Consider the following 26,762-nt stretch of genomic DNA (forward strand, 5'->3'; position numbering starts at 1 on the left):
CTCCCGAGATCAGTTATTACAGCTTGCCCGCAGCAGCCATCTTCAGATAGCTGTCGTCGAAACGCAGTTTGATGTTTGCTGTATCGCCGACGGTGGTGTTGCCGGGAAACATCATGCCGATAAAGTCAGCACTTTGTGCGCCCTCTCCCAGCAATCCTTTATCGAAGGAGAATGTTGCAACCCGCTGCATGGTTTTCGCCAGATCCGGCGAGGAGATAAAGGTCAGCGTGTCGGCAGGCGTCCAGAACAGATGGGTCGTTTTCAGCTGTGCTTTGTAACCGGCGAGGTCAATGCCGGAATCGGCAGCCATAGCACTCAGCGCCTGCGTATCGCCAGCCTGCATTTTGCTCATCATTTCAAACCAGGCACCGGTCAGCGCTTTGCCCAAGGCGGGATTATCTTTTAAGGTTTGGGTATTCACGACCATCATATCAATCAGTTCGCCGGGCACTTCCGAAGAGCTGAACACTTCTGTGGTTTGTGGGGTCTTTTTGATAACCGAAAGCTGTGGATTCCAGGCCACTGCCGCCCGTACGTTGCTGGTGCCGAAAGCCGAGACAATATCCGCATCTGAGGTATTGACGACTTTAACGTCTTTTTCCTGCAGTCCGGCTTTTTCCAGACCACGGACCAGCAAATAGTGCGACACCGAAAGCTCTGGCAGATAAACCGACATCCCTTTCAGATCGCTGAGTTTTTTATTCACCCCTTTTAGCACGACACCGTCATTACCCTCGGAATAGCTGCCGGTAATCAGTGCTGTCGTATCGACGCCGCCTGCTGCTGGGATGGTCAATGCATCCATATTGGTCATGGTGCAGCCGTCAAACTGACCCGCCGTGTACTGATTGATGGATTCGATATAGTCATTGAGTTGCACGATATTGATTTTGATGCCGTATTTACTGGCCCATTTATCGATGATTTTTTCGTTGCTGATGGTGCCCCAGGGCATCCAGCCCGCATAGATAGTCCAGCAGATGTTGAACTCTTTTTTTACTGCGGCGAGAGAGGGAAAGCTGGCCAGCAGCGCCAGCGACAGAAAAAGTGAGCGGAGGAGCGGCGATGTCTTCATTGTTAACCTCTGGTTGGCACAAAAAAAAACGGGAGCAGCGCGACACCCAAAGGTGCTGCTGTCTCCCGGGCTTTTGTCCCGCCGTGTAACCTCGCAGAGGTCGCCTGCTCTCGGACCAGACATTCACCTGTGTGAACCGGAACCCTAGCTGGCTATTCGATAACAAATTGTGTGATGCGCTGCTTTCTTTTAAAACTTTAGCAATTGGCGTGCCAGGAATTAAAGGGTGATAAATCAGTAGAATGCATAATTTAAGGACATCATGAGCACCAGAATGATGAGCGTTGAATGTGCGTTGCACATAATCAGTGCTGAGAGTGGCTTGTTTTGATAAAGGATGTGGGCGCTGCCAGGCGAGATATTGATCTCTTTGCCGTTAACAGAGCCGTTATCCATTAATCTCATTGACGAGTATCGTCAGGACAGATGACTCGGCCCTGGGTTTTAGACACAGTAAGAGCGTATACACATACGAGAATTTACGGCTGGGTTTCATGAAAGGCCGGTCGCTAAACTACGGGACGCAGTTGATTGTGTGAATAAAATTGAGCACTACCTCGTATTTTTCCACGCGGCCTCTACAAGTGAATCCTGGCCATGCAAGCCGATAACTGCACTCTGCATGCCAAAGGCTTAGTGAAACATAAACCCTGGTGATTGTATTTAATGAATACAATAATCCCTGTGTTTTCTCAGAACATTTCGCTATGAGATAAAAATAGCACTACAGGGTTTTAGGCATAGTGCGCTAGGGGACACGATGATAATTACGGCAATAATAAACCAGCGCATCTTTCCCCGCAAAGGCTTTAGAAGAAAGAACCTGACAAAAGAAGACTGAGTGGGTTCCTGATTCCACAATGTTATCTACACGACAATCTAAACAGCAAACGGAATCAACTACAGCAGGAGAGCCCGTGACCAGAACGTCTGCGTCGAATAACGCTAAGCGCTCCTCAACTGAAGTCTGATGATTAGCACATTGCATTGCAATGTTGCTTTGCTCTCCTGAAAGAATGCTGACACACAAAGAGCCATTATTTCTTATAACAGTGTTGTTATTTGAGGCACGATTTATACATACAAGTAAAGTTGGTGGGTCGTCGGTGACAGAACACACGGATGAAACTGTACATGCTGCAGCACCGCAGGAGCCGTTTGATGTTACAATAGTGACAGCAGTAGGAAGGTGCGACATTGCGTGGCGAAAAGCATTTTTATCCAGCATAATAGAGCTCCAATGAGTGATGAGGTGTTATCGCATGATGTTAAATGGGCAATGACATGTAACTTTAAAAAATTTAAAACTGGTTCTTATATACAACCTTAAATCCGCTAACCATGTCGCTTTTTCAAGATGATAGATTATTTACAGTTTATATTTTATTATTCTCACTTTGAAAAAAGATCATGTTCCTGAATAGCCATAGTAAGACTGTATGGGATGTTATTTTTAATAAGCTGTTCTGCTATATCGCTTGATGGTTTATAAGGTTCAATATACTCTTGAACGGCAGGCATGACCAGATTAGTGGGTAACGTAAACTCAACTTCAGATTGATTTGGTAATGCCATTTTCCATTTTTCAATCACCTGATGCCAGTAGTTATCCATTTTTGCGCCTCCCACAAATGCTGCAGGCTGAAAAAGATTTAACAGGGCAATGTTTGTAAAATTATCAAAGATAAAGGCATCGCGCCATTCACTGGTAAAACTCAATTCTTCGCCATTCAGTCTTCTGCATTGTGCCTGGCTTAAAAATCTTTCTAAAAAATTGAAAGATATAAAATCATTTTTTGCCTGATGAATAATAAACGCTATAAATGCGTCAAGTGGGAGATAAAGGGTACGGCCTTTATGTGCAAAACCGCTATTGACCTCTTGAACGGCTGTCATATAGATGAAGCTAAGAGAAATATGTTTAAACTTCATACTTGTATCAAAGTCATCACGCAAACGTCGATCTACAGAGGCAGAGTTTATTTCATTTGGTTTTAGCGAGTAAACGATATTATGTTTCTTTTTTTTATTTCGTGTGAAAAAAGTAAGTTTATCGATTTCCCCGCTGTTATTAAACCACCATGCATAAGGGCGCCAGTTGAGATCGCTAAAGTTGGTATGAGTCAAGAAAAACCTTAAATGGAACGCATTTTTGTTATTGTTTTGTAGGTCGTAGACATAACGTGAGACCCCCGCTCTTGGAAAAAAAACATTCATGCTTGCATGAGGTAAGGTAATATAAATGTCTTCTGATGTTATAAAATCATTGATTGCGCTGGGTGTGAGGCCAAGCGTTTCAAGCACATGTTCTCTTTCCCGCGTATTTAAATGAGAAAACTGATCAAGATAAAAATCAGTAATAAATCCAGAAAAATTACTTTTGAAATTTAACATCACCTAAATCCTCATAGTTAAAACTGCGACTCTGATAAACCCATAATACGTTGAAAAAAATAAGCAGTATCGCAAGTATGAGATAAGTTGTCGTTATGCTGTAAAAGGTCAAAAAAGCACCAGATGAAAGCGAAAAGACGATTTTCACACCAGAAGCGACCGAGTTTCTCATCATTGTGAATTTACCAATATGCTCTATATCAGGCATTTGATTCGTGAGTACCTTAATAGAAATCATATGCCATGAAACAAAAAAAGAAGTGAGGAATAAAAACAAGTATACGGCATAATAATTTCTTGTTGATAAGCACATCAAAATCAGACAGATGCCAGAAATACACAGAGAAAACCGTAATGAAGACTTTAGAGAAAGCATATTGAGGGTTGCTGCTATCCCCGAGATAATAACAGCACATTGTAGAGTCATATTCAGCACTGGATAGACTTGCTCGCTATTACCATATAGAGAAGATAATGAAGGAAGGGATGTATTTAAAAATTGTAAAGCTCCACTTGATGGAACAGTAAAAATCAAGGGTAGTAAAAAGTCCTTACTGCGAAAAAGATATGTAAAGGATTCATTTTTCTTAGTGGCAGAGTGAATCTGCACAATAACCTCAGCGTCTTTATTATCAGGATGCCCTTTCTCAAAAAGAGTTGAAATATAAATATTCAAAAGGTAGATGCAGCAGGTCAGCATAAGCGCTTGCATGTAGTAACCCGTACTGATAGCCCATCCTCCTATGGCCGCGCCAAAAACCTGAGCGGCCTGCATGCCAGAGGAGGCAAGCTGAAGTGCTTTTATTGCATCATTTTTACTGAATGCTGTTCTGATTATGCGATTTTGGGATGTCTTATTAAACATTTTTACAACAGATAATACGGCCTGTGCCAAATAAAAGATACTGAGCGTGATTAGTTCAAAGCCCTCATCTCTCATTAAAATAAAATAGACAATTAGCGATATGGCACTAAGCGAAACATTACTGATAAATAACTGTTTTCCAGGACTGCTCGCATCCGCTTTTTTGAGGAAAAAGAATCCTAATACGGCTGATGGGAAATATGAAGAAACTATAGTCAGACTGACAAGCATCGGACTATGAGTTTCATGATATATAAGCCACAAAAATACAACTGTCTGAATCCCTTCAGCCGCGCATGAAAGAAAATTGTATATCTGGAAGAAAGCGTTTTTTTTGGTTTCATATTTTAACATATCGACTATTACTCTTGTCTGTCAGAAATATCCTGCAAAAACTTCCTTATTTCTTCTAAGGATGATGAAGAAACATAAATCATATGATTAAAAGACGTTGAACTGGGAACTGCGGATTTAGCCGCATCCTCACGCAAATTTACATGTTTATCCACGGATACTTTTGACGTGCTTCTGATATCATCGACCGGGAAAGAAGAACAGATCCCAATAGCCGCACAATATTTATCGGATTTATGATTAAGGGGTAAAGTAAATTCTTTATCAATCTGAGAATAAATAAATGCCTCCCAGAAATCGACGCCTCTATACATAAAATACAGATCGGTCACACCCGCTCCAGGTGGACGGATACCAAATTCACCGAGTATAAATCCGTCCTGAGTGTGATACATTTCAATATGAAAAACGCCATTAGTCATTTCAAAATGACTTTGCAAATCCGTGACAAGCATTAAGGCATCTTCATGAAGAGGTGTGCCATCGGGTAAGTTGATACTGGCTCTGTTTTTACTTTTTGCCTCAAGTATAGGCCTGTCATAAATTGACAGTGTTGAAAAGAGAATATTACCGTCTTTGATTATACAATCAAGATGATACTCATCTCTCATTGAAACTTTTTCTTCAATTAACATCAATTTTTTATTTTCATTCAGATAATGATGTAAATCTTCTTTTGTGACTGTTTCGACATGTTTTGCAGAACTACCTGTAAGAGGTTTTACGATGTAATCTTTCTGGGATGACAGTAAAAGATTCTCTGAATTGATGATCTCGCCTGATAGCCAGAACTTTGGACAGGGTAAAAAATCTGAGCAAAAATTACGCATCAGGAATTTATTGGTTGCAATTGTACTTTTATAATATTTCTCACCATAAAGTGAATAACGATTACGCAATAACCCAGCCAAAGCGACAAAATCCTCAGAACTGGCTATAACATAACCGAATGATTTTTTATGCATAAAATCATCTGAAAGATTAATGATATAATCTATACTTTCGTTATCCAGTGTTCTCCTGTCAATAATAATAAACTCTATCTCATTGAGCCCTTTGATGACTCTTTCCATATTACTTTTTAACCCGAGAACCAATGCTTTTTTCTTCATGACTTTTCACCGTTTAATTTTAAAATAAATACACTATGCATATTTGTCTGGTATTTATGATAAAAGTAAAATCCTTTGCTTTCAAAATAGCGTCGGTTATAGTTTAGCGAATCTCGCAAAACGATCTTCATAAAATCCTTTCTGTTTTCATACGCTATTTTCTTCAGTTTATGAAATAATTCATTCCCTACTCCCATTTTCCTAAATGCCGGTGTGACGCAGAGAAAATGAAAGTCCAGATAAATATCATAAAGTTCATATCTCACTGCCCCCACAATGTCTGACTTGTATTTCGCGATTAGCCACTTCGAGGATTCCTGAGCAATGATATTTTCAGTAAATTGCAAAGCGGTAGGTGAGAAATTCAGCGTGTAAGGTTCGTAAACTTTCTCTAAAACCTTTCTTAACAGCTTCGCATCTTCATGCGAAGCTTGTTCAATACTGATGCCCTGAATCGTCATGCTATGAATCATCACGCTTCTTAGCCATAAATAACTCACTTATATAATCTATGCTAATTTTTCCGCCAACTGAATGTTCGTCAATCAAGATTTCAATCTCCTTCCAGAATCCATTACGATCGTTCTCAATCGCTCTTTGTACCTGGGTTGAGGAAGAAATGAATCCAAAAAAATCTTCTGAAATCATTTCCATAGTCCACCCTGTGACGACTTTCTTAAAGTTCGCAATAGGCAATTTAAAAACATTGGTGATTTCATTTTCATAATCATAGTCGCGATAATGTCTGCTGTAGCCCGGACTAAATTTCTCTAGCAAACCTTCATATTTGTTAAGCAGTTCATTATTTCTGTAATCTCGATTGTTTTGCAAAATTGCAAAAACTCCGCCTTTATTTAAAGATTTTATCGAAACTTCTAATGTTTTTGCTCTATCCATCCATTGGAAGGACTGTGCCGCCATAATGACGTCAATACGGCTTTTATCAGATAGAATATCTTCCGCTTTTCCTTTAACCCAGGTCACACCAGGCAGTTTTTCCCTTCCTTTATTTATCATATCTTCAGAAATATCTATCGCCGTGAAATCATAGTGTTTTCCAGTGACACGTGTCATACCTTCAATAGCAATACCTGTGCCTGCGCCAATATCGTAAATATTTTTGGCAGACGGCTGCATCCAGTCATGGATTTCCTTGAAAAGGATTGCAGGATAACGGGGACGATATTTATCATAGTTATCAGCCAAACCATCAAACTTTTCATTTTTCATTGCTATAACCTCTTAAAATATCACCTTTCTTTTCCATAATTTTATTTATGGTGTAGGGTATTATGCCGCCTGCACTGACAATGGCCGTCATCTGTCCGCTGGGAGGGAAAAAATTTATTTGATTATTTTCTGTATAAATTATCCCTCCAGTCAGATCTATTTTAATTTCACTTAAATCTGCAAGTTCACTCGTATCGACCTCAATCGCATGTAAACCCAGATTCCAAGAGTTCCTAAAAAAAATCCTCCCGAAAGAAGGGGAAAAAACATATTTAACACCACAAGCCAACAGAGTTGTTACTGCCTGCTCCCGCGAGCTCCCTATACCGAATATTTGATCGCATACAAGCACATCATTGATACTGAGCGTTTCCCTGAATCCAGGGAAACGGTTCTCAAAAAGATGCGGTGCCAGCTGGGCCGGCTCGGTATACATATGTTTATAGCGCGCAGGTATAATATCGTCGGTCGAGATGTTCCCTTCCACGCGTCTGACGCGATAATTTTCAGCAGTTTTACTCATATGCGGACTCTCCCTCAAAATGTGGAACAGTGCCGTTTAATGCAACCATCGCTGCAGTTCGTGGAGAACATAAAAAGATGTCTGCATCAGCATTCCCCATTCTTCCCTTAAAGTTGCGGTTCATCGTACTTAATACTTTCTCCCCATCCGCAGGAATGGTTCCTTGGGTACCCACACAAGCTCCACAACCCGGTGGCGTGACAATAATGCCAGAGCGGATAAGCGTATCGATATATCCCGCCTGAAGAGCTTTTAGATAAACACTTTTCGATCCCGGCGTCAGAAGGCAGTGAATATCGGGATGTATTGTTTTACCAGCAACAATTTCGGCCACCTCTCTGATATCTTCAAGTCTGCTGTTAGTACAACTTCCAATAAAAATATAATCGAATTTCAGACCCTCAAAGTCATTTGCAGGTTTGGCATACAAAGGACTGTGAGGTGGTGCGATATGGGGCATTAATTCTGATACAGAAAAATTAATGACACTGTCTGCCACTGAGGCATCCGCCTTCAATAACCCCTCTGGTCTGCCTTCCCCATCTGGCATAAATATGCATTTGGCTCCTAACTCAACAGCCATACTTGCAAAACTTGCAGCTTCGTCAAGCGTTAGCTCTTCTGCCCATTCCCCTGAAACTTCGATAGATTTATAAAGAAATGGTGTTTGTCCGTATTTATTTAAAAGTGCCAACATGACATCTTTTGCCCGCACATCTTTTCCCGTTTTACCCTTGATGCACAAATGGACTGTTTGAGGGACTTTCAACCACGTTTGTCCTGTTAGCATAGCAACCAGAATATCCGAAGCCCCCATTCCCAGTGCTAAAGACTGTACGGCCCCCCCTGTACAAGTATGGGAATCTGCGCCCAGCACAATATTGCCGGGCTTAAATATTTCACTCTCCAGGGCAATGACGTGACTAATTCCCTCACCTCGTGAATAGATGTTTATTCCAAGTTTTTTTGCAAACTCCATGGCCTCGTTGACACGTTTAGCCATGGTTTTATCAGGTACCAGAACTGAATGGTCGAAGAAGAACCCGATTTTATCGGGTTCCAGTACCTCAGACAGATGATAATCCTGAAACAGTTTTGCCACGGTTGGTGAATTTCCATCCTGAACATAGACGTAGTCAACATCCACCGTGATCAGTTCACCTGCTGAAACCTGACCTCTGCCACTGTGTGACGCAATGATCTGGTTAACAATCGGCTGATTACTTTTCATATCTGTTTACCCCGCGGTATACAGATCGACTAATACATGTGGAGGGATCCCACCGGGGTGGCGCACGGCATGACTTCTGACGCGTTCTAAACAGCGATCAAGAGCCTTATCATCGGCAGCTTTCACGCCTGACTCTTCGAGAAAATGTTTGATAATGGCGCGACCGGAATGTTTACCCACGACCAGGCGTCGTTCTCCTCCCACCGTAGCTGGGTCGAAAGGTTCAAAAGTACTGCTGTCTTTGAGCATACCATTTGCGTGAATGCCCGATTCATGTGCAAAAACGTTATCGCCTACGATCGGCTGCCATGGACTGATTTTTTGATGGCTGTACCTGGCGACCGTTTCACTCAACGCGATTAATTTTGTTAAATCGAGCCCTAAATCAACCCCGTGGAAAAAATGCAATGCCATAGCGACTTGTGCCAGGTCTGGCATTCCAGCCCTTTCACCAATGCCATTGACGCAGACATGAAAGTAGCGTGCTCCTGCTTCAATGCCTGCCAACGTGTTAGCAACTGCAAAACCAAAATCATTGTGGCAATGGCACTGCAAATCGATGTTAACGTTCTTGTTTAACAAAGAGACTTTTTCTTTGTATTGTGCGGGAGAAAGAATACCAATCGTGTCAGAGAGGCGAAGACGATCGGCGCCAGCCTCAGCAACTACCTGTGCATACTCCTGTAAGAATCCAATATCTGTTCGGCCTATATCTTCTGCGCTGATAGAAACAAACATCCCTTTGTCTTTGGCAAACTTAACTAAATCTGAAGCCGTCTTTACAAGCCAGGACTTATCTTTCTTGACGCTTTTCTCTAAATGGATAGCTGAAGTCGGTAGCCCGATATGCACCGCTTTGAACCCAAGTGAGATACTGTACTCAATGTCTTCAAGCACACCTCGGTTCCACGCGATGATGTTAATTTCATTTTTTCTCTCTAACATTTCCGACAGAGCCTTTACTTCATCACCTTTCATCGCAGGTATTCCGGCTTCGATCCATTTAACGCCCATATTTGCAAGTAGATGGAAAATTTCTACTTTTTGTTCTGGTGTAAATGCAACACCTGGCGCCTGCTCACCATCACGTAAAGTGGTATCTTCAAGAATCAGATTTTTATTTAGCATTTTATATTTCCTCGCATCACATTATTGATTAAACAATTTATTAGTAGGTCTTTTAAGTCCCAGTTTTTCTCTTAATGTTCCAGTAGAATATGATTTTTTATACCACCCTTTCTCCTGAATAAGTGGAATAACATGATCGAACAGGTCAATAAGAGATTCAGGCATGAGAGGAGGCATAATGTTGAAACCATCACATGCTTCATTTTCAACCCACTTAATCATTTCATCTGCTAAATCTTGATAGGAACCTGTAAATGTATAATGTCCTCTTGAAATGATTATTTTTTCATAAAGTTGCCTGATAGATAAATTTTCTTTTCGAGCTAAATCGATTATTATTTTTTGTCTACTCTGATTACCATTAGATTTTGGTAAATCTGGTAATGGTCCTTCAGGATCATTATTTTTTAAATCAACCCCACCCAGTAAATCTGACAACATACTTAAGCCAAATGGTTGAGGGATCAGCGCGTTGAGATCATTAAGCTTTTTACGGGCTTTAGATTCATCACTTGCAATATAAAAGCTTAACCCAGGAAGAATAAGAAGTTCACTTTTTGATCTTCCGTATTTTTCCATTCGCCCTTTAAGATCATCATAGAATTTTTTTGCATCTTCAATATTGTTTTGTGCAGTAAAAACAATATCTGCTGTTTTTGCAGCTAACTCTTTTCCTTCCTCAGAGGAACCCGCCTGGACGATGACGGGATAGCCCTGAGGAGGGCGAGCTATGTTTAATGGGCCTTTTACATTAAAATATTCGCCCACAAAATTTATTTCTCGGTATTTATCCTTAACGAAGAATTGTCCACTGGTTTTATTCCTGACTAAAGCATTGTCTTCCCAACTGTCCCACAAACCACTGATAACCTGCCATGCTTCCCAAGCCATATCATAACGCTTTGAATGTTCTGGATGAGCGGCAAGACCAAAGTTTTTAGCCGCATCCGACTTTGAGGATGTCACCAGATTCCACCCTGCCCGTCCTTTGCTAATGTAATCCAGCGAAGCAAATTCCCTCGCAATGTTGTAAGGGTGTTTGTACGTCGTTGAAGCCGTCGCAACCAGCCCAATATTTTGTGTTTGAGATGCTAAATAAGATAATAATGATAATGGCTCCAGTACAGATACTCTGCTGCCATAACCGTCCATATTGTCCTGAAAGACAGAAGGCGTATCTGCAAGAAAAAGTAAATCAGCTAATCCTTTCTCACATACTCTTGCAAGATTGGCATACGCATCAATATCAAGCGCTGCCGCTGCATTTACGCCACTTTCGCGCCATGAAGCAGGATGGTGTCCTGTCCCATACGATATATAGGCACCTATTCTCATCTCTTTTCTTTTCATGGTCATTCTCTTTAAGGAATCAGTGAAATAATTTCCTTTACACTCATGCAAGAGTTTTCTACCTCTGCCGTCCTGCCATATCTCAATATTTCTTTTGAAACATTTTCCATTGCTTTATAAGCAGCCCTGAGCATATGGTTTGCATAAATGATCACATTAAAACCTGCTTCACTGAGTTCTCTGTTGCTGGTTGCAGAATAGGTAGTAGGAACACAAATTAATGGCACTGATGGATATTTTTTGCGAAATTTCGTACTGAATAAGAAAACTTCATCCGGTGTCTTCTTACAACTGTGAATCATAATTCCGTCTGCACCTGCTTCAACGTATGCGTCGGCACGTTCGAGTGCATGATCTACGTCGAACCCTGCAATAAGACTTTCAAGTCTGGCTATGATCATAAAATCATCAATATAAACTGCAGATTTTCCTCTTTTAATCTTCTCTGAAAAATCATTAATATCTGCGAGAGTCTGTTCTACTTCAGTGCCGAACAACGAATTTTTCTTTAATCCTGTTTTATCTTCGATGATGACGCCATTTACACCGTTGTTAATCATTCTTTTTACGTAATAACTAAAATGTTCTGGTTGCCCCCCTGTATCAGCGTCCATGATGATGGGCATGTCTGTGACATTTCGGATATCAGCAATATTTTCTAGCCTGCTGCTTAATGCCAGTGTTTCGTTATCGGGAATACCGCGAGATGCTGAGTCCGTTAACGAGCTTGACCATATACCGTCGAATTTGACAATACGCCCTTCTGAATTAGTTTGTTCTGCTTTAGACGCAATTAATGCGGAGAGAGGATTATGGGCCTCAATAAAAATCAGAGTACCCTTTTCTGCAATAAGTTTTTTGATCATATAAACACCTTTGATGCGTAAAGATGAGAAATTAAGGCGCTCATAGAGAGTGCCTGCCTAAACGCTTTACTTTCCGAGGTGAAAAAATGAACAATAAGAATATATGAAAAAGTCGTTAGTTTATTCAATGCGTCATTTAAAGTCTGGCAGTCTGATTTGGCGCATTTCGGCACTGAAAACGCTTATCTACATTAGCAAATCTGAACACTAACTGTTGTTTATCACTGCCGTCACGCTTATGCCTGTAAAGTATCTTATAGCTACCGGCCAACAATCTTATCAACTAAATTTATATTTCTATTTGTTAATATAAGTGTAAATTTTTGTCAATTTCATGAAAATCACATAATTATCAATTAATTAAATTATTTCTTTTTTATTAAGATTAAAATTAGAAGAGATATATCGCCATTAAACATTAGAAAAAAATGATCTTTTACATTTATGATAGTCACCACATAAAATATGTAACAGTTGAAATTTATTCAAGTTTTTTAAACCTATGTATTTTCTGATATAACTTTTTTTACGAAACAATTTGTTTCTTTTATTAATAAAATTTGTTTTAATTTATTTATATTTAAGCGCTCTTCCAGACTCGCACCCTTTAAAATAAATAAGATTTTTCTTATATCTAAAATCAGTTATCTTTCCGCATATATCCACGATAATGTTTTTTGGAATGTTGCTTAAGACATTGGAAAAATTAATCTCACACGCCTCGCTTTGACTGTTACTGAATCCCCTACTTCCTCTTGGGTGGTAAGACCCGCATCTTGGGACAGATAACGTTGGTGACATGATTCGTTTGTGGCATAACCGTTGAAAGCAACCGAGTGATTACGATCTTTCCATTCGGCGGCGTGACACATTTCCCGTGTTTTTTTTCGCTTAGCAGGAATTCCCTTTCTGACGTTTTTTCTTTACGGCCCACGTGGTGTCAGTAAGCGAAGCTGATAGTGACAGTGCATTGATAGCGATTAAGAATAAGTGAGAATATGGCGGGAATTATGTTTCATAATGCATACTTCAAGTGCCATGCTCCTCGTCATCAACTACAGTTAACTGATTCAATATTCAGTCAAAACAGGATTACCATGTCCTCTTCCCTGACATCACATCTCTTTGCACGCCTGCGCCTGCTGATCTCCATCGCCGCAGGCGTAATCTGTTATTTCTTCTTGCCTGAGCAGTTAGGGGAATTACAGCGTTTGTTGATCGGCTGGAACGTGCTGGCATGGCTTTATCTGTGGTTTATCTGGTTTCGTATGCTGCGCACGGAGGCAGACCAAATCAAGCACATCGCCCAGATGCAGGATCAAAGCGCCACGTTGGTTCTGGGGATGGTGATTGTTGCCTGTATGATCAGCATCGTCGCGATCATGAGCGAGCTACCAACGTTAAAAAGTCTCACGGGTACGCCGCGCGCCCTGCATATGTTACTGACTGCATTGACGCTTATTGCGTCATGGGCCTTGCTGCCCAGTTCATTTGCTATGCACTATGCTCATCAGCACTACCTGCATCGTAGCCATGGCGTTATCCCGCTGATCTTCCCGGAAAAGCCTGCCAATCCCGCCTATTGGGATTTTCTGTACTTCTCATTTACCATCGCGGTGGCATCCCAGACGGCTGATGTGGCAACGGGCACGATGGAAATGCGTAAACTCGCGCTGTTGCAGTCGGTTATCTCGTTTATTTTTAATCTGGCTATTCTGGGGCTATCCGTCAATGTGGCAGCCAGCTTACTGAGCTGAGGTACTGCGGAGAAGGAGGAAAGAGGGCAGCAATGCGTGGAGGAGCTGAACAGGGTGTGACAGGACAGAGAGGCGCGGGCAACCAAACCTGTGTAGCCCGTTCCTGCCGCCTCTCAGAGAGGGGCAGGAATAAACAGGAGGATTAACCGCCCTGCTGTTGCCCCTGCTGTTTACTGTCAGCCTCTTTCTGTTTCTTTTTGGCCATATGGTGGCCAACTGCGCAGCCTGCTGCTGCACCGGCAACGCCGTGATGTTTAACGTGACCCGCCACACCGCCCACGGCCGCGCCCTTCAGACAGCCTTTTGCCTCTGCCTGTGAACTCATCGCCATAAGCAGACCTGCGGTAACAAGAATAAGTGAAAGTTTTTTCATTGAATGACTCCCTGATAAATAGCGAAAACGCGTTACTGTCTTCTGAGCATAGCTAACCAGAACACTTCTGCTGGCCGGGGTGAGTAAATCTTCAAACCGTTTAACCGCCGTTAAGAATTTTATTTATCGTGGCGCAGATCGTTCATTTTTAAAGCGAAACGGTTAACCGGTAAGGAAAGATGTGATGGCAAACCGCGTTAAAAATGGGCAGTAGCGATGCGATGCAGACACCGTTTGAACTGCGCAGGACAATATAAAAAAACCGCCCTTCGGCGGTTGAGATCCAATCGAACCATCAGTGTTCAGATCAGGAAGTGCGGCAGGTCGAATTCAGGACATGTCATCCTGAGTGTCATCGTGCGGGCAGGGTTCACCGGTATCATCACAGGCAGTATTAATACGCAGACCGCTTGACAGCTTTTGATGTGCTGCAAGCTCAATTTTACCCGTATTATCCGTCATGTTTTTCTGGAACAAAGAAGAAACTGGCTGTTGATCATTTATTGAAAATAAGTGGTGCGCGTCGGGAGCCGCTAATGCTGCATTCTGAAAAGTAACAAACGTCGCGATCGAGAATACCGTTGTTTTCAGTGCCATTTTGACGGGAGAATTTTTCATAGCTTACCCTTAAGAGATTGCTCCTGGGATGACAGAACGCTCTGCTGTTCTGCTCTGTGCTGTATCTAACCTCAGCAGTGGCAAAATAGATCCTTTATATTTCCATTGTAAGACGGACCTGATAAATCAGATTATTCCTTGCCAGATCGTGACCTGTTCACCTCATGTTTAAATTAAAATTATTCAATAAAATCATAAAATAAGTCAGATTAATGTCGTTTAACCTGGCTGCGAAGACGCTCAGTAACGCACCGCGAATAACGTACCAAACCCAATTAGAGCAACGGAGAATAAAAGGCTGTTGATCCCGCCTGGCTCCAGTCTTAAACGTGGCTTCAAACCGTAATGCCAACATCCGCGTGCGTGTAAACCCTGTGCCCAAGGCTGTCAGAAATTTCATGCTTTTACGGCGATCTTATTTGCGCATAACTTTCATGAGGAAACGTTAAAGACGCGCTTTGTTTTTCTGCTTTTGTTTATCCTGAAGCATCAATCACTATCAGGCCGCATTCGTGGCGGCTGGCTCGGGAAGCCTAAAATGAAAGTACAAAAACTTGAACAACCTGCTTCACTCAAGACGCTTGAGCCATGGGGAACCGTGGAAGGTCTGCCTGGCTCACCCGAAATCGCACTGGCAGGACTGCAAAAGGTAATTCCGGGCCATGAAAGCATTGATATGGGCATTTTTGAATGTACGCCTGGAAGTTATCGTCGTGGCGTTAAGCAAGCAGAGATGATGCATTTCCTGTCAGGAACAGGGTCGTTTACAGCAGATGGCGAAGCGCCGCAGCATTTTAAACCCGGTGACACCTTGTTCTTCGAAGCCAATACCGAAGGCACCTGGGTGATGGACACAACCATGCGCAAGCTCTACGTTATCTTCGACACGCTTTAAACGCCTGTGCACTGATTCACTCTGTAAGGGTGAATCAGGACAGCATGAAATTCACCGCATCGCTGGCATGGATTTTGGTGGTATCGAACACCGGTAACGCACTTTGCTGTTCTGGAATCAGCAAGCCTATTTCCGTGCAGCCAAAAATAATGCCTTGTGCGCCTTGCGTAGCCAGTTGCTGTATCACGTCAAGATAATAGTGCCGGGAAGCGTCCGTAAATATCCCCATACACAGTTCATCAAAAATGATGCGGTTAATGACCTCACGTTGCTCCGCTTCGGGTACGACAGTGTTTATTGAGAACGACTTAGTCAGGCGACCCAGATAGAAATCCTGTTCCATCGTATATCGTGTGCCAAGCAAGGCAACACGGTTCATTCCTTTGCTCACTATCTCACGGCCCGTCGCGTCGGCAATATGTAAAAACGGCAAATCACAGCGGGACTCAATCGCGTCGGCAACCTTATGCATGGTATTGGTGCACAACACGATGGCATCAGCTCCGGCCATTGCCAGACCTTGTGCTGCCTCGGTCAGTAACTCACCTGCCCGATCCCAGTGACCACTGCGTTGGCAGGCTTCAATCTCATGGAAATCGACGCTGTGCAGAAGCAGTTTTGCAGAATGCAGGCCACCTAACCGGGCCCTGATCCCCTCATTAATTAAACGATAATAAGGGATTGTCGATTCCCAGCTCATGCCGCCAATAAGCCCAATCGTTTTCATCATTATCCTGTGAAGAGTTTTGCTACAAAAGCCATGAAACTGCTGATAACAGCGGCCTTAGCCCAACGGGCTATGGCCGTTTATCAGGCATTCACGTTCTGCTTTTGCCACTAAGATTTATTGCCTTTTTCACTTGCCTGCTGCAAGGCAGTAATTACCGTTCCGGGGGTTAATACCTGAGGCAACACCACCGGTTTTCCGCCATCAGCCGGATAAACCACATAAAGCGGCAACCCACCACGACCAAAGTCACTGAGCGCCTGTTCAACGTCAGGATTGTACTTTGTCGAGTCTGCAATCATATAGATGGTGTTCGTGCGTGCCATGGCTGTTTTTACCGCCTGGGTAGACAGCGAGGTGCGTTCGTTTACCTGGCAGGTAATGCACCAGGAGGCGGTAAAGTTCACCAGGACCGGTTTACCCTGCCCTTTAATGGCATCAACGTTCTGAGGTGACCACGCAACCGCCGCCGCCGCAACAACATCTGACGAATCCGCTGCCGCCGTTGAGCCCTTAAGCGTGACTAAAGGGGGAACCAGCAAAACGATCACGACAGCCGTAGCGATGTGTAAAGCCCAATGCCGCCTTCCCATCATCTGCCGCTTTTGTGCCAGTCCATACAGCCAGGCGGCAAAACTCAGTAGCAGGCAGCAGGTCAGTATCGCCGCCAGCGCGGTTGAGCCTGCCTGGCGCTCCAGCACCCAGATTAACCAGCCAGCCGCACCTAACATCGGAAATGCCAGGGCATGTTTTAAGGTGATCATCCAGGCGCCCGGCGATGGCAGTATCCTGGCGACGATGGGGAAAAAGGAAATCAAGGTGAAAGGCGCGGCAAAGCCCAGCGCCAGCGAAAGGAAAATAATAAAACTGATAAAGGGCGGCTGCGTCAGCGCATAACCTACCGCACTGGCCATGAAGGGCGCACTGCAGGGAGTGGCAACAATGATGGCCAATGCCCCTGTCAACGCGGAACCAATCAGCCCACCCTGGCTGCCCCCGACTTCGCCGACCCGCTGAAGTGATAATCCCACTTCAAACAGGCCGAACAGATTGAGCGCCGAGGCCAGCATCACCAGGACTAACACTGCAATCACCAGAGGTGATTGCAGTTGAAAGCCCCAGCCCACGGATGCCCCACCCAATCGCGCCAGCAATAACAGACTGACCAGTAAAACCATGGTGACAACAACGCCAACCAAAAACGCGAGCCCTTCTGCGCGAGCATGGGCTGGCCGGGCGTGATGCCGTATCAGGCTCAACGCTTTGAGCGAAATAACCGGAAACACGCATGGCATAAGATTAAGTATGATGCCACCCAGAAAAGCGGCGGCGATAGCAGTCAGCATGATTTATCTGTCCAGATCTGAGATTAAGCCGGGTTAGCCTCGCGGTATTTTTTCACGGCATCCAGCGTTTTCTGGATATGGGATTCCGGGTTTTTATCCGTATAACTCAGTAAAATTTTGCCATCTGGCGCAATAACATAGGAGGTACGATCGGAAAGCGTTTTACCTTTCATCTCCATGGTACTTTTATATTCCGCGGCCACTTTGGCACCCGGATCGGCGGCAACGGTGAATTTATCGCGGCATTCAAGCTTTGAGAACTTCTCAATCTGGTCGGTGTTACCTGCGGTCACGCCGATAACTGTCGCACCCTGTTTTTTAAATTCATCTGTGGCTTCAGCAAATGCGTGTGCTTCTAACGTACAACCGGCACTAAACGCCGCTGGGAAAAAATAAAGCACGACCGGGCCTTTTTGCAGCGCCTGCTGCAAGGAGAAGGTTGTTTCTTTACCTGCCAGTGCGGCTTCCAGTTTGAAATCTGGCGCATTTGCACCGACCGGTAATGCAGCAAATGCGGAGGTCATCGGCAGGCTCAGTGCCAGGAGCGTTGCGGTCGTCAATATTTTCAGGTGATTCTTGATACGCATTATTTTTTTCTCCGTCGACAAGCAGGCAAAAGTGCCCTTGTACTTTAATACTAGGTTCGTTAGCTAAAAATGGAAAAATTAACGTCATGTGATAACGCGACTGCGTTGCCAGCGTGGTGATACGAAATAGTCTGGCATGTACTGTAAGATAGCCACACAACCGGTCATTTAGATATCCGGTTAACCGATAATTTTGTGTCAGACGGTAAATAAGGCACATTTAGGGAAAAGAGAGACGACCAACCTCGTAGTGTTGGGTGTGCAGTACATTTTGCGCAGGCGCTTTTGTCCACAGGCAAAATGCTATGCGCCGCCAGTGAAAGGTATCCAGAGCAGAGACGCGTGCTACAGCTCCGGATTGATCTGGGCACTGAGTAAGCCCGGAAAGTTCGCTGTAAGCAGGAACGCGACTCACCGCCAGGGATGCAAAGCCAGCATGCGCGATATCTGGCCCTAAGTCAGCCGATAAGACCGGAAAGGTGTGCACCTGTGGCCAGCCGAAATCTTCGGTAAGTTTTTTAAAACCGGCCCCGGACAGAAAACGGTGCAGGCTTTCTGCGTTCTGCCACAGATAAAATGGCGCATAGCTGTTTTCTTCACTGTATGTCGGGCTGTTGGATTTGCAGGCATAAAGCCAGGCTTTAAACAGGAGACCCGGAAAGCCATCCATCTTATGCCCATGGTCATTAATCCGGCGTTTAATGATTGTCATGTCGTAATCAGCAGGAAGAACAAACCGATATTGCATAGCAAGCATACTTTTCTCCTTAAGCGTGTGGAATAGCCGTCAGGCTAAACATTTTCCCATGACTGAAAGACCAGTCTTCAGATTGTGTGAAATGAATAATGACCATGACATCGCGGGGGTTTATGCCAATCGCTTGTTGAAGACGCCCGATCAGATCGCGATAAAAAGCCTGCTTTTGTTGAGTGCTGCGCGCTTTACCGGCGGTAACAGTAAACATAAGGAAGTCATCGCTACGGCCCGCTTCCCCGTCACACAGATAGTGCCGATCAAAAATGCGGCTACGATCGTCATAACAATCAAAAAACTGAAAGCAGTCACCGCGTGGAACGGCAAACGACGCTTCAAGTGATTGCTGTAAAGCATCAGAAACAGCCTCTCGCCACTGCTGGAAACGCGGTGTTGAGATAGCGATACGAGTGACAGGCATACAGGCTCCTTACTCAGGCTGTGCATTTTTGAAGACGGTCAACGCAGAAACGGCATTTGGCCATCCGCAATAAAAGGCAAGATGCGTTATCACTTCCGTTATTTCCTCATCAGAAACCCCATTCTTACGCGCGAACTGAAGATGCCAGTCCAGTTGCTCATTTCGAGACAGCGCAATAAGTGCACTGACCGTCACTAAGCTTCTGTCCCGCGGGGAAAGCGCTTCCCGCTGCCAGATATCGCCAAACAACACCTCTTCACTGAGCAATGCCAGCTTTGGGGCAAGTTCAGCCATGTTTTCTCGGGTCACGTTTATAGCGTTCATTTATCTTCCTCTGGTGGATGTGGTAAAAAGATAAAACGCCTTGATAATTTATAAAATCAGAAATAATGGGACACTTAATCCCAAAAAACAGGACAGATAATGGCTAAAAGACCCGTTACGTTCGATGCGGAAACCTTACGCACTTTTGTGACCGGCATTGAGCTGGGTAGCTTTGCTTCTGCCGCTGAACGCTTAGGTCGTTCAACATCGGCCGTGAGCGCCCAACTTAAAAAGCTCGAACAACAGGCAGGTGCAGCGCTGGTGCAAAAGTCGGGGCGACATCTGGTTCTTACAGCCCAGGGTGAAATTATGCTTGCTTACGCGCGCAGGCTCATGAGTTTGAACGATGAAGCTTATGCAGCCGTTAAGGCCGTTGGTATCCGTGGCGAGCTACGTCTGGGTTTGCAGGAAGACTTTGGAGAGTCACTCCTTCCCACCATTCTTGGACAATTTTCACGTGCGCATCCCGATGTGCAGATATCAGCAACGGTCACCCGTAATAAACCTCTGTTAGAAGCTATTCGCCAAAATGAACTCGATATCGCACTGAGTTGGCAGGGTAAAGAGAGCAGTGCTTATAGCCAGTCGCTTGGCACGTTACCGCTATGCTGGATAGGCGCAAAGGATCTGGATATCGGCACATTTTTCTTGCAGAACCGACCGTTGCCGTTACTGGTTTTTGATGCACCCTGTATGATGCGTAGCGCAGCGACAGCCGCACTGGACAGCATGAATATCCCGTGGCGTATTGCGTTTACCAGCAGAAGCCTGAGCGGTATATGGGCCGCAGCCGCAGCGGGGCTGGGCATTACGTTACGCACTGAAACAGGCATGCCGTCATCGTTAGGGATTATTACCGGGCAAAAATTGCCTGATGCAGGAAGCATTGGCGTCACGCTGCATTACGCAGAAAAAAACGTATCTGCAGCAGCAGCTTCACTCTGTCAGATGATAAAAGTACACTTTCCCGGTGCTCAGGCGCGCTGACAGATTAAGGCGTTATTTTTTACTCTCCGTTATAACTATTTCTGCTGTCCTGATGAGTATAAAAACAAGAGACTATATTTCAGCGCGACAGCATATCTCTGTCCCACCAGCCGCTGATAGCACGATGAGCCAGGCGGAAAATACATAGCCAGGGTCTGAATGACACCACATTCATTTAATCGATGAACGTTTAAGCGGGTGGCGTTAGCGCACGCTGGCTTAACAGGGTTCGCCGTCTCAGCTAAGCGCCATCGTTCTCTACATCGCCATTACGCCTCAACTTACCCGCCGCTCCGCGCCTGATTCGGGCACCTTGATGATTCCACTTACAGTATGATGTAACTAAATCATCTTTAAAAAGAGGGGAAAAGAGGTCTGATTAGGAATGGTGGTGATTAAACGCGATTTAATGTCCTTGAGCAGTGGCTTACCTCTCCCTCAAAGCCATGTAACCTGAGTGTGTTATCGTCTATTTCCACCCGCGCAAAGGGCGCATCTGACGGACCATCCAGCATTCCTTTCATAGTGAAAAACTCGGTGTGCTCGATACGCGCATAGCCGCCACGATGATCGTGCCCGGCAAAACAGGCGCGTACCCGATAGCGAGTAAATAAATCCACCAACTCTCCGGCATTCATCAACATATGTGTATTCTCGGGTGCCAGCGGATAATGCCCCAATACCACGACGCTTTCCCCGCACTGTTGGGCGGCCTGTAACTGCTGCTCAATCCAGTCCAGTTGCTGTCTACCCACGGCGCCATTCCAGGGCTGTGCCTGGGGCTGCTGCTGGCGCTGGAGTCGGGCCAGCAACGCCGCGGCCTGTTCACGGTCTGTGCCGTTGAGTGCATTGCAGTAAACACTGATATCGTTGCCATCGTAGACAATGAAACGCCATCCGTTGAAACGGAAGGCGTAATAGCTCTTAGGTAAGGGAAGCTTTCCCTCAAGCCGTGCGGCTATAGTCTGCGCATCGTGATTACCCAGCACCACGGCATGAGGATGCTGTAAGCCTTGATACACAGGCAGCACCGCCGCATAGCTTTGCCAGTCGCGATCGACCAGATCGCCCAGCGTGACAACAAAATCGAGCGGCTGCGCGTTAAGCACCCCGATGGCCCGCTGTAGCTTTTGTAGTCCGTTGCGATAATAGAGATTATTGTCGATATCCGGCTCGCTATCCGCATATTGCGGATCGGCAATCAGACCAAAACAAACCCTGTTATCCCCTGTCGCCACAGTTCGCAGCGACGGCAGTTGATACAGCTGAGCGACTTCCGCCAGTAATGCGCGTTGTGGCAGACTAAGCGAGTGAGGCATTAACATGCGGGACACCTTAACGTATGCCAGCACGCATAAACGACTGGATAAACTGGCGCTGGAAAATCAGAAACAGCAGCAGTAACGGCAGCGTTGTCATGATCGTCGCCGCCCCAATAAGCGCCCACTGAACGCCCTGCTCCGGCGAAGAAAATAACTGCAGCCCGACCGTTAATGGCCGCACTTTAACAGAATCGGTAATCACCAGTGGCCAGAGAAAATCATTCCAGTGGAAGCTAACAGATACCAGTGCAAAGGCGATATAAATCGGCCTGGCCAGCGGGATATAAATTTTACGTAAAATATAAAACCGGCTGGCACCTTCCACGACAGCCGCTTCTTCCAGTACCACAGGAATGCTTTTAAACGTCTGGCGCAGCAGGAAGATGGCAAAGGCCGAGGCGAAATAGGGTAAGGCAATGCCGGTCAAGGTATCGCGCAACCCGAGCGCGCCAATCGTTTGGTAATTGTTGAGGATCAACACATCGGGGCTGATCATCAGCTGTAACAGGATAAGCGCAAACAAAACCCCCGAATACTTCAGGCGAAAACGCACCAACGCGTAAGCCGCCATGGTGGCCAGCACCAGCTGACATACGACGATCATTAACACCAGCAAAATGGTGTTGAGAAAGTAGCGGGCAAAGGGCGCAGCGTGCCAGGCGTCAATAAAGTTCTGGAGCGTCAGGGGAGCAAAGAGCGTAAAGCTCCCCTGCTCTGCCGCGGGATGTATCGCCACCCACAGCGCGACCAGGATGGGAAGTAACCATAGCACTGCCATCAGCCAGATAACGGCATTCAGGCATAGGCGACCAACAGCACATTGAGGCTTCATTGATAATGGGCTCGCTTGTCCAGTAACCTAAACTTAACCACAGCAATGGCCGCTAAAATCAGCAGTAACACCACGGTCATTGCCGCCGCTGCCGGTAAATCCCAGTAACTGAATGCGGTGCGGTAGATGTAAAACAGTAACAGGCTGCTGCTGTTGTCCGGGCCGCCATTGGTCATGGCAATCACCTGATCGACAATGCGAAATGCGTTCATTGATGCGTTGATTAGCACAAATAACGTGGTCGGCATCAGTAATGGCCACTGGACGCGCCGGAAGAAGTACCCGTGAGATGCACCTTCAATTTGTGCCGCTTCACTCAGTCGCGGATCAATCTGCTGCAGAGCGGCCAGATAGAAGATCATAAAGAATCCGGCTTCACGCCAGACGGAGACCGCCATCAGACACCACAGCGAGGTGCCTGGCTCCCCGAGCCAGTTAATGGGGGCAAAGGAAAACAGCGCCAGCAGCTTGTTCAGCAGGCCAAGCTGCGGCGTGTAAAAAAACAGCCACAGGTTGGCAATGGCAATCATTGGCAGCAGAGAAGGAATAAAAAACGCCGCACGAACCACCGCATTCCCTGCCAGCCGCCGGTTAACGGCCAGCGCCATCAGTAAAGCCAGCGTGACCGCCAGCGGAATAGTGATCAGGGCATACAGCAGGTTATTCCACAACGAGCGGATAAACACATCGTCATCCAGCAGCGCAGCATAGTTATCCAGCCCAACAAACTGGGCCGGATGACCATTACGTGAGGCGCTGAACAGACTTTCCCACACCGTCGCCAGTGCAGGATAGTGGGTAAAGAGCAGCAAAAAAACCAGTGCCGGTAAAATCAGCAGATAGCCACACAGCTGTAATGACCCGCCACCAGAGCGAGAGGCTGACGCTGCCGGTGTAAGAATGCGCATCGCCATAGTGTTACTGGTAAGCCTTCAGCAAACGATCGGCCTGTTTCTGCGCCGCTTCCAGAGCTTCTGCTGGTGTTTTAGCCTGGGTAATGGCGGCTTCAATGGCGTGGTTCAGCGCCTCCTGAATTTGTACGCTGTTGTAGGTCGACAGTTCTGGCTGGGCATATTTGAGTTGCTCACGAGCCACCAGCGCCTGGGGTACCTGTTTCACATACGCTTTCATTGCCGGTGTTTCCCATGCGGCGGGAGAGGTCGCCACGTAGCCGGTGGCAATACTCCAGCGAGCGGCCTGTTCAGGGGCGGTGACCCAACGGATAAATTCCATTGCCGCTTTCTGCTGCGCTGCCGATGCATTTTTGAAGACGTAGAGATTTCCGCCGCCGGTTGGGCTACCGCGCTGGGTTTTTTCAGGAAGCATTGCGATGCCAAACGGGAATTTGGCATTTTTGCGCACGACACTCAGGTTCCCGGTGGTCGTCACCATCATCGCAGTTTTGCCACTGAGAAAATCCTGCGGCGTCGTGCCCCAGGCGATAGCGCCTTTCGGTGAAACGCCTTCTTTCTGGCCTAAATCGGCCAGCCATTGCAGCGTTTCACTATTTTTAGGTGTATTAAAATAGACGGCGGTGCCCTTGCCGTTATCAAGATGCGCGCCGTTTGTCGCAGCAAACCCCTGAAACACCCAGTAGCCATTGGGCGTAGTCGGGATTTCAATGCCCCACTGGCTGACGTTATCACCGTCTTTCACGACCAGTTTTTTACCAAAGTCCACCACCTGCTGCCAGTTCGCCGGCGGTGTATCCGCATCCAGACCCGCTTTTTCAAACGCCTGCTTATTCCAGTACAGCACCACCGTCGAGCGCTGAAAAGGAACGCCCCACACTTTACCGTTGATATGACGCAAAAAAGCAGGATAGAAGCTGTCGATCCATTTTTTACCGTCATCGTCCTTTGCCAGGTCGCTGGCCGCCACAATGGCACCCGCATCCATCAGTGAATAGGCTTCGATATCACCAATGACCGCCATTTGCGGTGCATTACCGCCGCGAAACGCAGTCAACGCTTTGGTCACCGTCGTGGCGTAGTCACCGGTATATACCGGCTGAATACTGACTTCAGGATGAATTTTTTCGAAATCAGCGACCAGTGCTTCGACGGTGTGGCTGATTTCTCCGCCCACCGCGATGGGATAGTACATCTGCAACTTAACCGGATCGGCGGCAAATACCGACGCGCTCGTTGCGATAAGCAATGCAGGAAGCAGATGTGACAGACGAATGGCAGACATGATTTTCCCTTAGGTAAAAAGACCGTTAAACCGCATATTTTTTGGATGACACAGACATCAGCTGCTCAGCGTGCAAACAGCGTTTACCGCTATCAGTTGAAAACAGGTATTGCTTATCGGCAGGCCATTGCAGCCCGGTCAGACTTCCCTCGATAAACCGTTTCATTCCCGGGACCGTGACGGTTAACGACGCATGGCTGTGAGCAAGCTGGCACTGTAATAAGGTGTCCGCCCCCATATATTCATAACTCACGACGTTGGCCGTCAGCGCCGCGCCATCGGCGTTAATGAGCTGGATATCTTCTGCCCTGATCCCAAGGCTGAGCGCGCCATTGCTAAAACCTTCAACGACGGGCTGCGTAAGCGGGCTCAGGTAGTGATTCGTGTGGTCAAAGGTCAGCGGTAAGATATTCATGGGCGGTGCGCCTATAAACTGTGCCGCAAACACACTGGCTGGATTGTTATAGAGGTTATCTGGCGTGTCATGCTGCTCAATTCGCCCCTCATTCAGCAAGATGATGCTGTCGGCCATGCTCATCGCTTCTGTCTGATCGTGCGTCACGTAGAGCATCGTCAGCCCCAGTTTTTTCTGTAAGGCACGAATTTCACGACGCATGCTTTGGCGCAGTTTGGCATCAAGGTTAGAAAGGGGTTCATCCATCAGGCACAGCGTATTGTTAGCGATAACGGCACGGCCTAACGCCACCCGCTGTTGTTGACCACCGGACAGTTGGGACGGTAAGCGATCCAGCAACGTCTCAAGTTCCATCAGCTTACTGACCTGACGCAGACGATCGGCAAACGTGAGTTTATCCTCGCCACGGGCTTTTAAACCAAACAACAAATTCTCTTTGACGCTCAGATGAGGAAATAACGCATACGACTGAAACACCATGGAAAGCTTGCGTTGGGAGGGCGGTAAGTGGGTGATGTCCAGATGGTTAAAACTGACCGATCCGTTGTCGGCCGTCTCCAGCCCGGCAATGGTGCGGAGTAAGGTCGATTTACCGCAGCCTGAAGGGCCCAACAGTGCAACAAACGTCCCTTCTGCGGCGTCAAAATTGATATTATCCAGCGCGATTTTCTCGCCCCAGCGTTTGGTGATGTTATGAAGCGCCAAATGGCTCATACATGCGCCGCTTTGCAAATGAGAATTGCAGTAAGCTAGCGGAGAAAAATGAACGATTTATGGCTGAAAAATGACAGAAAAATGATAAGCCTGCTTTTAATCATCCAGGCTTATCCTTCATCAGCTGCCCGTACCCTGTTTATCCCTTCAGACAGGTATCCGCCTTTCCTGTGTGGTGGCGAGGCCTGCCGCACCCTTCCCGCCAGCATGCCACTCACCAGAGTGGTAAAAACGCAAACCGGGTGTTATCTCAGGCACATTAGTCATGCTTAACGTCTCCAGGTGGCCTGCCCGTTAAATTTGTTATTAATCGACAGGTTAAGGCCAGTGCGGTTAAAGAGTGGCTGGCATAAATTTGTTATCCTC

The 26,762-nt window shown here is 46.0% G+C and carries 28 protein-coding genes and 1 riboswitch; of the genes, 3 read left to right on the forward strand and 25 right to left on the reverse strand.

The window, feature by feature from the left end:
• Positions 1–16: 16 nt before the first annotated feature.
• The 12 genes from QNH99_RS22110 to aepX form a co-directional block, all read right to left on the reverse strand.
• Entirely contained in the window at positions 17–1,075 is a 1,059-nt protein-coding gene (locus tag QNH99_RS22110; RefSeq protein ID WP_256852884.1) for a putative urea ABC transporter substrate-binding protein, read from the reverse strand.
• A 60-nt stretch (positions 1,076–1,135) separates the two neighbouring features.
• Positions 1,136–1,234: riboswitch (guanidine-I (ykkC/yxkD leader) on the reverse strand.
• A 589-nt stretch (positions 1,235–1,823) separates the two neighbouring features.
• On the reverse strand, positions 1,824–2,303 hold the full coding sequence (locus QNH99_RS22115) for a flavin reductase (protein WP_410516474.1): 480 nt from the start codon (positions 2,301–2,303) through the stop codon (positions 1,824–1,826).
• 164 nt (positions 2,304–2,467) lie between these two features.
• On the reverse strand, positions 2,468–3,469 hold the full coding sequence (locus QNH99_RS22120) for a hypothetical protein (RefSeq protein WP_410517712.1): 1,002 nt from the start codon (positions 3,467–3,469) through the stop codon (positions 2,468–2,470).
• Positions 3,450–4,688 (reverse strand): MFS transporter, encoded by a 1,239-nt coding sequence (locus QNH99_RS22125; RefSeq protein ID WP_241568086.1) that lies wholly within the window; start codon positions 4,686–4,688, stop codon positions 3,450–3,452. Before QNH99_RS22125 ends, QNH99_RS22120 begins: the two co-directional genes overlap by 20 nt.
• Before the next feature lie 8 nt (positions 4,689–4,696).
• Entirely contained in the window at positions 4,697–5,800 is a 1,104-nt protein-coding gene (locus QNH99_RS22130; protein ID WP_241568085.1) for an ATP-grasp domain-containing protein, read from the reverse strand.
• On the reverse strand, positions 5,797–6,261 hold the full coding sequence (locus QNH99_RS22135) for a GNAT family N-acetyltransferase (protein ID WP_410517713.1): 465 nt from the start codon (positions 6,259–6,261) through the stop codon (positions 5,797–5,799). The genes QNH99_RS22130 and QNH99_RS22135 overlap by 4 nt, the downstream gene beginning before the upstream one ends.
• Before the next feature lies 1 nt (position 6,262).
• Positions 6,263–7,030 (reverse strand): class I SAM-dependent methyltransferase, encoded by a 768-nt coding sequence (locus tag QNH99_RS22140; RefSeq protein ID WP_241568083.1) that lies wholly within the window; start codon positions 7,028–7,030, stop codon positions 6,263–6,265.
• Complete coding sequence (locus QNH99_RS22145) at positions 7,020–7,553, reverse strand: hypothetical protein (protein ID WP_410517714.1); 534 nt, start codon at positions 7,551–7,553, stop codon at positions 7,020–7,022. The genes QNH99_RS22140 and QNH99_RS22145 overlap by 11 nt, the downstream gene beginning before the upstream one ends.
• The gene (locus tag QNH99_RS22150; protein WP_410516479.1) at positions 7,546–8,784 is read right to left on the reverse strand and encodes a 3-isopropylmalate dehydratase large subunit; all 1,239 of its coding nucleotides are present in this window, start codon (positions 8,782–8,784) and stop codon (positions 7,546–7,548) included. Before QNH99_RS22150 ends, QNH99_RS22145 begins: the two co-directional genes overlap by 8 nt.
• A 6-nt stretch (positions 8,785–8,790) precedes the next feature.
• The gene (locus QNH99_RS22155; protein WP_241568080.1) at positions 8,791–9,912 is read right to left on the reverse strand and encodes a hypothetical protein; all 1,122 of its coding nucleotides are present in this window, start codon (positions 9,910–9,912) and stop codon (positions 8,791–8,793) included.
• 21 nt (positions 9,913–9,933) lie between these two features.
• The gene (locus QNH99_RS22160; RefSeq protein ID WP_410517715.1) at positions 9,934–11,262 is read right to left on the reverse strand and encodes an LLM class flavin-dependent oxidoreductase; all 1,329 of its coding nucleotides are present in this window, start codon (positions 11,260–11,262) and stop codon (positions 9,934–9,936) included.
• A gap of 11 nt (positions 11,263–11,273) precedes the next feature.
• Positions 11,274–12,128, reverse strand: coding sequence for a phosphoenolpyruvate mutase (gene aepX, locus QNH99_RS22165; protein WP_241568078.1), 855 nt, complete (start codon positions 12,126–12,128; stop codon positions 11,274–11,276).
• Between the two features lie 1,097 nt (positions 12,129–13,225).
• On the opposite strand from aepX, the gene QNH99_RS22170 reads away from it, so the two are divergent.
• The gene (locus tag QNH99_RS22170; protein ID WP_218995555.1) at positions 13,226–13,885 is read left to right on the forward strand and encodes a DUF1345 domain-containing protein; all 660 of its coding nucleotides are present in this window, start codon (positions 13,226–13,228) and stop codon (positions 13,883–13,885) included.
• A gap of 142 nt (positions 13,886–14,027) precedes the next feature.
• Here the strand turns inward: QNH99_RS22170 and QNH99_RS22175 are convergent, their stop codons facing one another.
• Positions 14,028–14,258 (reverse strand): hypothetical protein, encoded by a 231-nt coding sequence (locus QNH99_RS22175; RefSeq protein ID WP_096011561.1) that lies wholly within the window; start codon positions 14,256–14,258, stop codon positions 14,028–14,030.
• 330 nt (positions 14,259–14,588) lie between these two features.
• Positions 14,589–14,876: a hypothetical protein gene (locus tag QNH99_RS22180; RefSeq protein WP_410517716.1), complete on the reverse strand. Its 288-nt coding sequence runs from the start codon at positions 14,874–14,876 to the stop codon at positions 14,589–14,591.
• Positions 14,877–15,414: 538 nt separating this feature from the next.
• Here QNH99_RS22180 and QNH99_RS22185 point away from each other — a divergent pair.
• Positions 15,415–15,771 (forward strand): cupin domain-containing protein, encoded by a 357-nt coding sequence (locus tag QNH99_RS22185; RefSeq protein ID WP_063877101.1) that lies wholly within the window; start codon positions 15,415–15,417, stop codon positions 15,769–15,771.
• Positions 15,772–15,805: 34 nt separating this feature from the next.
• Here the strand turns inward: QNH99_RS22185 and QNH99_RS22190 are convergent, their stop codons facing one another.
• From QNH99_RS22190 to QNH99_RS22215, 6 genes are all read right to left on the reverse strand, one after another.
• On the reverse strand, positions 15,806–16,498 hold the full coding sequence (locus QNH99_RS22190; protein WP_109717765.1) for an aspartate/glutamate racemase: 693 nt from the start codon (positions 16,496–16,498) through the stop codon (positions 15,806–15,808).
• A 110-nt stretch (positions 16,499–16,608) separates the two neighbouring features.
• A complete protein-coding gene (locus tag QNH99_RS22195; RefSeq protein WP_109717764.1) occupies positions 16,609–17,844 on the reverse strand; it encodes a protein-disulfide reductase DsbD family protein in 1,236 nt (411 codons plus the stop codon).
• A 23-nt stretch (positions 17,845–17,867) separates the two neighbouring features.
• Entirely contained in the window at positions 17,868–18,431 is a 564-nt protein-coding gene (locus QNH99_RS22200; protein ID WP_410517717.1) for a peroxiredoxin, read from the reverse strand.
• A 220-nt stretch (positions 18,432–18,651) separates the two neighbouring features.
• Positions 18,652–19,188 (reverse strand): DUF4865 family protein, encoded by a 537-nt coding sequence (locus QNH99_RS22205; protein ID WP_241568076.1) that lies wholly within the window; start codon positions 19,186–19,188, stop codon positions 18,652–18,654.
• Positions 19,189–19,198: 10 nt separating this feature from the next.
• A complete protein-coding gene (locus QNH99_RS22210) occupies positions 19,199–19,606 on the reverse strand; it encodes a tautomerase family protein (protein ID WP_241568075.1) in 408 nt (135 codons plus the stop codon).
• A 9-nt stretch (positions 19,607–19,615) separates the two neighbouring features.
• Complete coding sequence (locus QNH99_RS22215) at positions 19,616–19,930, reverse strand: carboxymuconolactone decarboxylase family protein (protein ID WP_241568074.1); 315 nt, start codon at positions 19,928–19,930, stop codon at positions 19,616–19,618.
• Positions 19,931–20,029: 99 nt separating this feature from the next.
• Here QNH99_RS22215 and QNH99_RS22220 point away from each other — a divergent pair, with 99 nt between their 5' ends.
• Complete coding sequence (locus QNH99_RS22220; RefSeq protein WP_063877068.1) at positions 20,030–20,917, forward strand: LysR substrate-binding domain-containing protein; 888 nt, start codon at positions 20,030–20,032, stop codon at positions 20,915–20,917.
• Positions 20,918–21,312: 395 nt separating this feature from the next.
• Here QNH99_RS22220 and QNH99_RS22225 read toward each other — a convergent pair whose 3' ends face one another.
• Genes QNH99_RS22225 through QNH99_RS22245 form a run of 5 tightly spaced genes read right to left on the reverse strand, consistent with a single transcriptional unit; the run spans position 21,313 to position 26,396 of the window.
• A complete protein-coding gene (locus tag QNH99_RS22225) occupies positions 21,313–22,242 on the reverse strand; it encodes a metallophosphoesterase (RefSeq protein ID WP_241568073.1) in 930 nt (309 codons plus the stop codon).
• A 10-nt stretch (positions 22,243–22,252) separates the two neighbouring features.
• The gene (locus QNH99_RS22230) at positions 22,253–23,071 is read right to left on the reverse strand and encodes a carbohydrate ABC transporter permease (RefSeq protein WP_063877066.1); all 819 of its coding nucleotides are present in this window, start codon (positions 23,069–23,071) and stop codon (positions 22,253–22,255) included.
• Positions 23,068–23,979, reverse strand: coding sequence for a carbohydrate ABC transporter permease (locus QNH99_RS22235; protein ID WP_145394434.1), 912 nt, complete (start codon positions 23,977–23,979; stop codon positions 23,068–23,070). Before QNH99_RS22235 ends, QNH99_RS22230 begins: the two co-directional genes overlap by 4 nt.
• 10 nt (positions 23,980–23,989) lie before the next feature.
• On the reverse strand, positions 23,990–25,267 hold the full coding sequence (locus tag QNH99_RS22240) for an ABC transporter substrate-binding protein (protein ID WP_241568072.1): 1,278 nt from the start codon (positions 25,265–25,267) through the stop codon (positions 23,990–23,992).
• A gap of 25 nt (positions 25,268–25,292) precedes the next feature.
• Complete coding sequence (locus QNH99_RS22245; protein ID WP_145394332.1) at positions 25,293–26,396, reverse strand: ABC transporter ATP-binding protein; 1,104 nt, start codon at positions 26,394–26,396, stop codon at positions 25,293–25,295.
• Positions 26,397–26,762: the final 366 nt, after the last annotated feature.

The organism is Pantoea allii, assembly GCF_046529425.1.
GTDB classification, from domain to species: Bacteria; Pseudomonadota; Gammaproteobacteria; order Enterobacterales; family Enterobacteriaceae; genus Pantoea; species Pantoea allii.

Bases quoted from the DNA above. Each gene is read 5' to 3' on its own strand.
- QNH99_RS22150 (WP_410516479.1), bottom strand. From the start codon at position 8,784: ATGAAAAGTAATCAGCCGATTGTTAACCAGATCATTGCGTCACACAGT.
- QNH99_RS22170 (WP_218995555.1), top strand. From the start codon at position 13,226: ATGTCCTCTTCCCTGACATCACATCTCTTTGCACGCCTGCGCCTGCTG.
- QNH99_RS22200 (WP_410517717.1), bottom strand. From the start codon at position 18,431: ATGCGTATCAAGAATCACCTGAAAATATTGACGACCGCAACGCTCCTG.
- QNH99_RS22190 (WP_109717765.1), bottom strand. From the start codon at position 16,498: ATGAAAACGATTGGGCTTATTGGCGGCATGAGCTGGGAATCGACAATC.
- QNH99_RS22205 (WP_241568076.1), bottom strand. From the start codon at position 19,188: ATGCTTGCTATGCAATATCGGTTTGTTCTTCCTGCTGATTACGACATG.
- QNH99_RS22235 (WP_145394434.1), bottom strand. From the start codon at position 23,979: ATGCGCATTCTTACACCGGCAGCGTCAGCCTCTCGCTCTGGTGGCGGG.
- QNH99_RS22245 (WP_145394332.1), bottom strand. From the start codon at position 26,396: ATGAGCCATTTGGCGCTTCATAACATCACCAAACGCTGGGGCGAGAAA.
- QNH99_RS22115 (WP_410516474.1), bottom strand. From the start codon at position 2,303: ATGCTGGATAAAAATGCTTTTCGCCACGCAATGTCGCACCTTCCTACT.
- QNH99_RS22140 (WP_241568083.1), bottom strand. From the start codon at position 7,030: ATGAAAAATGAAAAGTTTGATGGTTTGGCTGATAACTATGATAAATAT.
- QNH99_RS22110 (WP_256852884.1), bottom strand. From the start codon at position 1,075: ATGAAGACATCGCCGCTCCTCCGCTCACTTTTTCTGTCGCTGGCGCTG.
- QNH99_RS22225 (WP_241568073.1), bottom strand. From the start codon at position 22,242: ATGTTAATGCCTCACTCGCTTAGTCTGCCACAACGCGCATTACTGGCG.
- QNH99_RS22230 (WP_063877066.1), bottom strand. From the start codon at position 23,071: ATGAAGCCTCAATGTGCTGTTGGTCGCCTATGCCTGAATGCCGTTATC.
- QNH99_RS22130 (WP_241568085.1), bottom strand. From the start codon at position 5,800: ATGAAGAAAAAAGCATTGGTTCTCGGGTTAAAAAGTAATATGGAAAGA.
- QNH99_RS22120 (WP_410517712.1), bottom strand. From the start codon at position 3,469: ATGTTAAATTTCAAAAGTAATTTTTCTGGATTTATTACTGATTTTTAT.
- aepX (WP_241568078.1), bottom strand. From the start codon at position 12,128: ATGATCAAAAAACTTATTGCAGAAAAGGGTACTCTGATTTTTATTGAG.
- QNH99_RS22220 (WP_063877068.1), top strand. From the start codon at position 20,030: ATGGCTAAAAGACCCGTTACGTTCGATGCGGAAACCTTACGCACTTTT.
- QNH99_RS22210 (WP_241568075.1), bottom strand. From the start codon at position 19,606: ATGCCTGTCACTCGTATCGCTATCTCAACACCGCGTTTCCAGCAGTGG.
- QNH99_RS22125 (WP_241568086.1), bottom strand. From the start codon at position 4,688: ATGTTAAAATATGAAACCAAAAAAAACGCTTTCTTCCAGATATACAAT.
- QNH99_RS22180 (WP_410517716.1), bottom strand. From the start codon at position 14,876: ATGAAAAATTCTCCCGTCAAAATGGCACTGAAAACAACGGTATTCTCG.
- QNH99_RS22155 (WP_241568080.1), bottom strand. From the start codon at position 9,912: ATGCTAAATAAAAATCTGATTCTTGAAGATACCACTTTACGTGATGGT.
- QNH99_RS22135 (WP_410517713.1), bottom strand. From the start codon at position 6,261: ATGACGATTCAGGGCATCAGTATTGAACAAGCTTCGCATGAAGATGCG.
- QNH99_RS22240 (WP_241568072.1), bottom strand. From the start codon at position 25,267: ATGTCTGCCATTCGTCTGTCACATCTGCTTCCTGCATTGCTTATCGCA.
- QNH99_RS22160 (WP_410517715.1), bottom strand. From the start codon at position 11,262: ATGAAAAGAAAAGAGATGAGAATAGGTGCCTATATATCGTATGGGACA.
- QNH99_RS22185 (WP_063877101.1), top strand. From the start codon at position 15,415: ATGAAAGTACAAAAACTTGAACAACCTGCTTCACTCAAGACGCTTGAG.
- QNH99_RS22175 (WP_096011561.1), bottom strand. From the start codon at position 14,258: ATGAAAAAACTTTCACTTATTCTTGTTACCGCAGGTCTGCTTATGGCG.
- QNH99_RS22215 (WP_241568074.1), bottom strand. From the start codon at position 19,930: ATGAACGCTATAAACGTGACCCGAGAAAACATGGCTGAACTTGCCCCA.
- QNH99_RS22145 (WP_410517714.1), bottom strand. From the start codon at position 7,553: ATGAGTAAAACTGCTGAAAATTATCGCGTCAGACGCGTGGAAGGGAAC.
- QNH99_RS22195 (WP_109717764.1), bottom strand. From the start codon at position 17,844: ATGCTGACTGCTATCGCCGCCGCTTTTCTGGGTGGCATCATACTTAAT.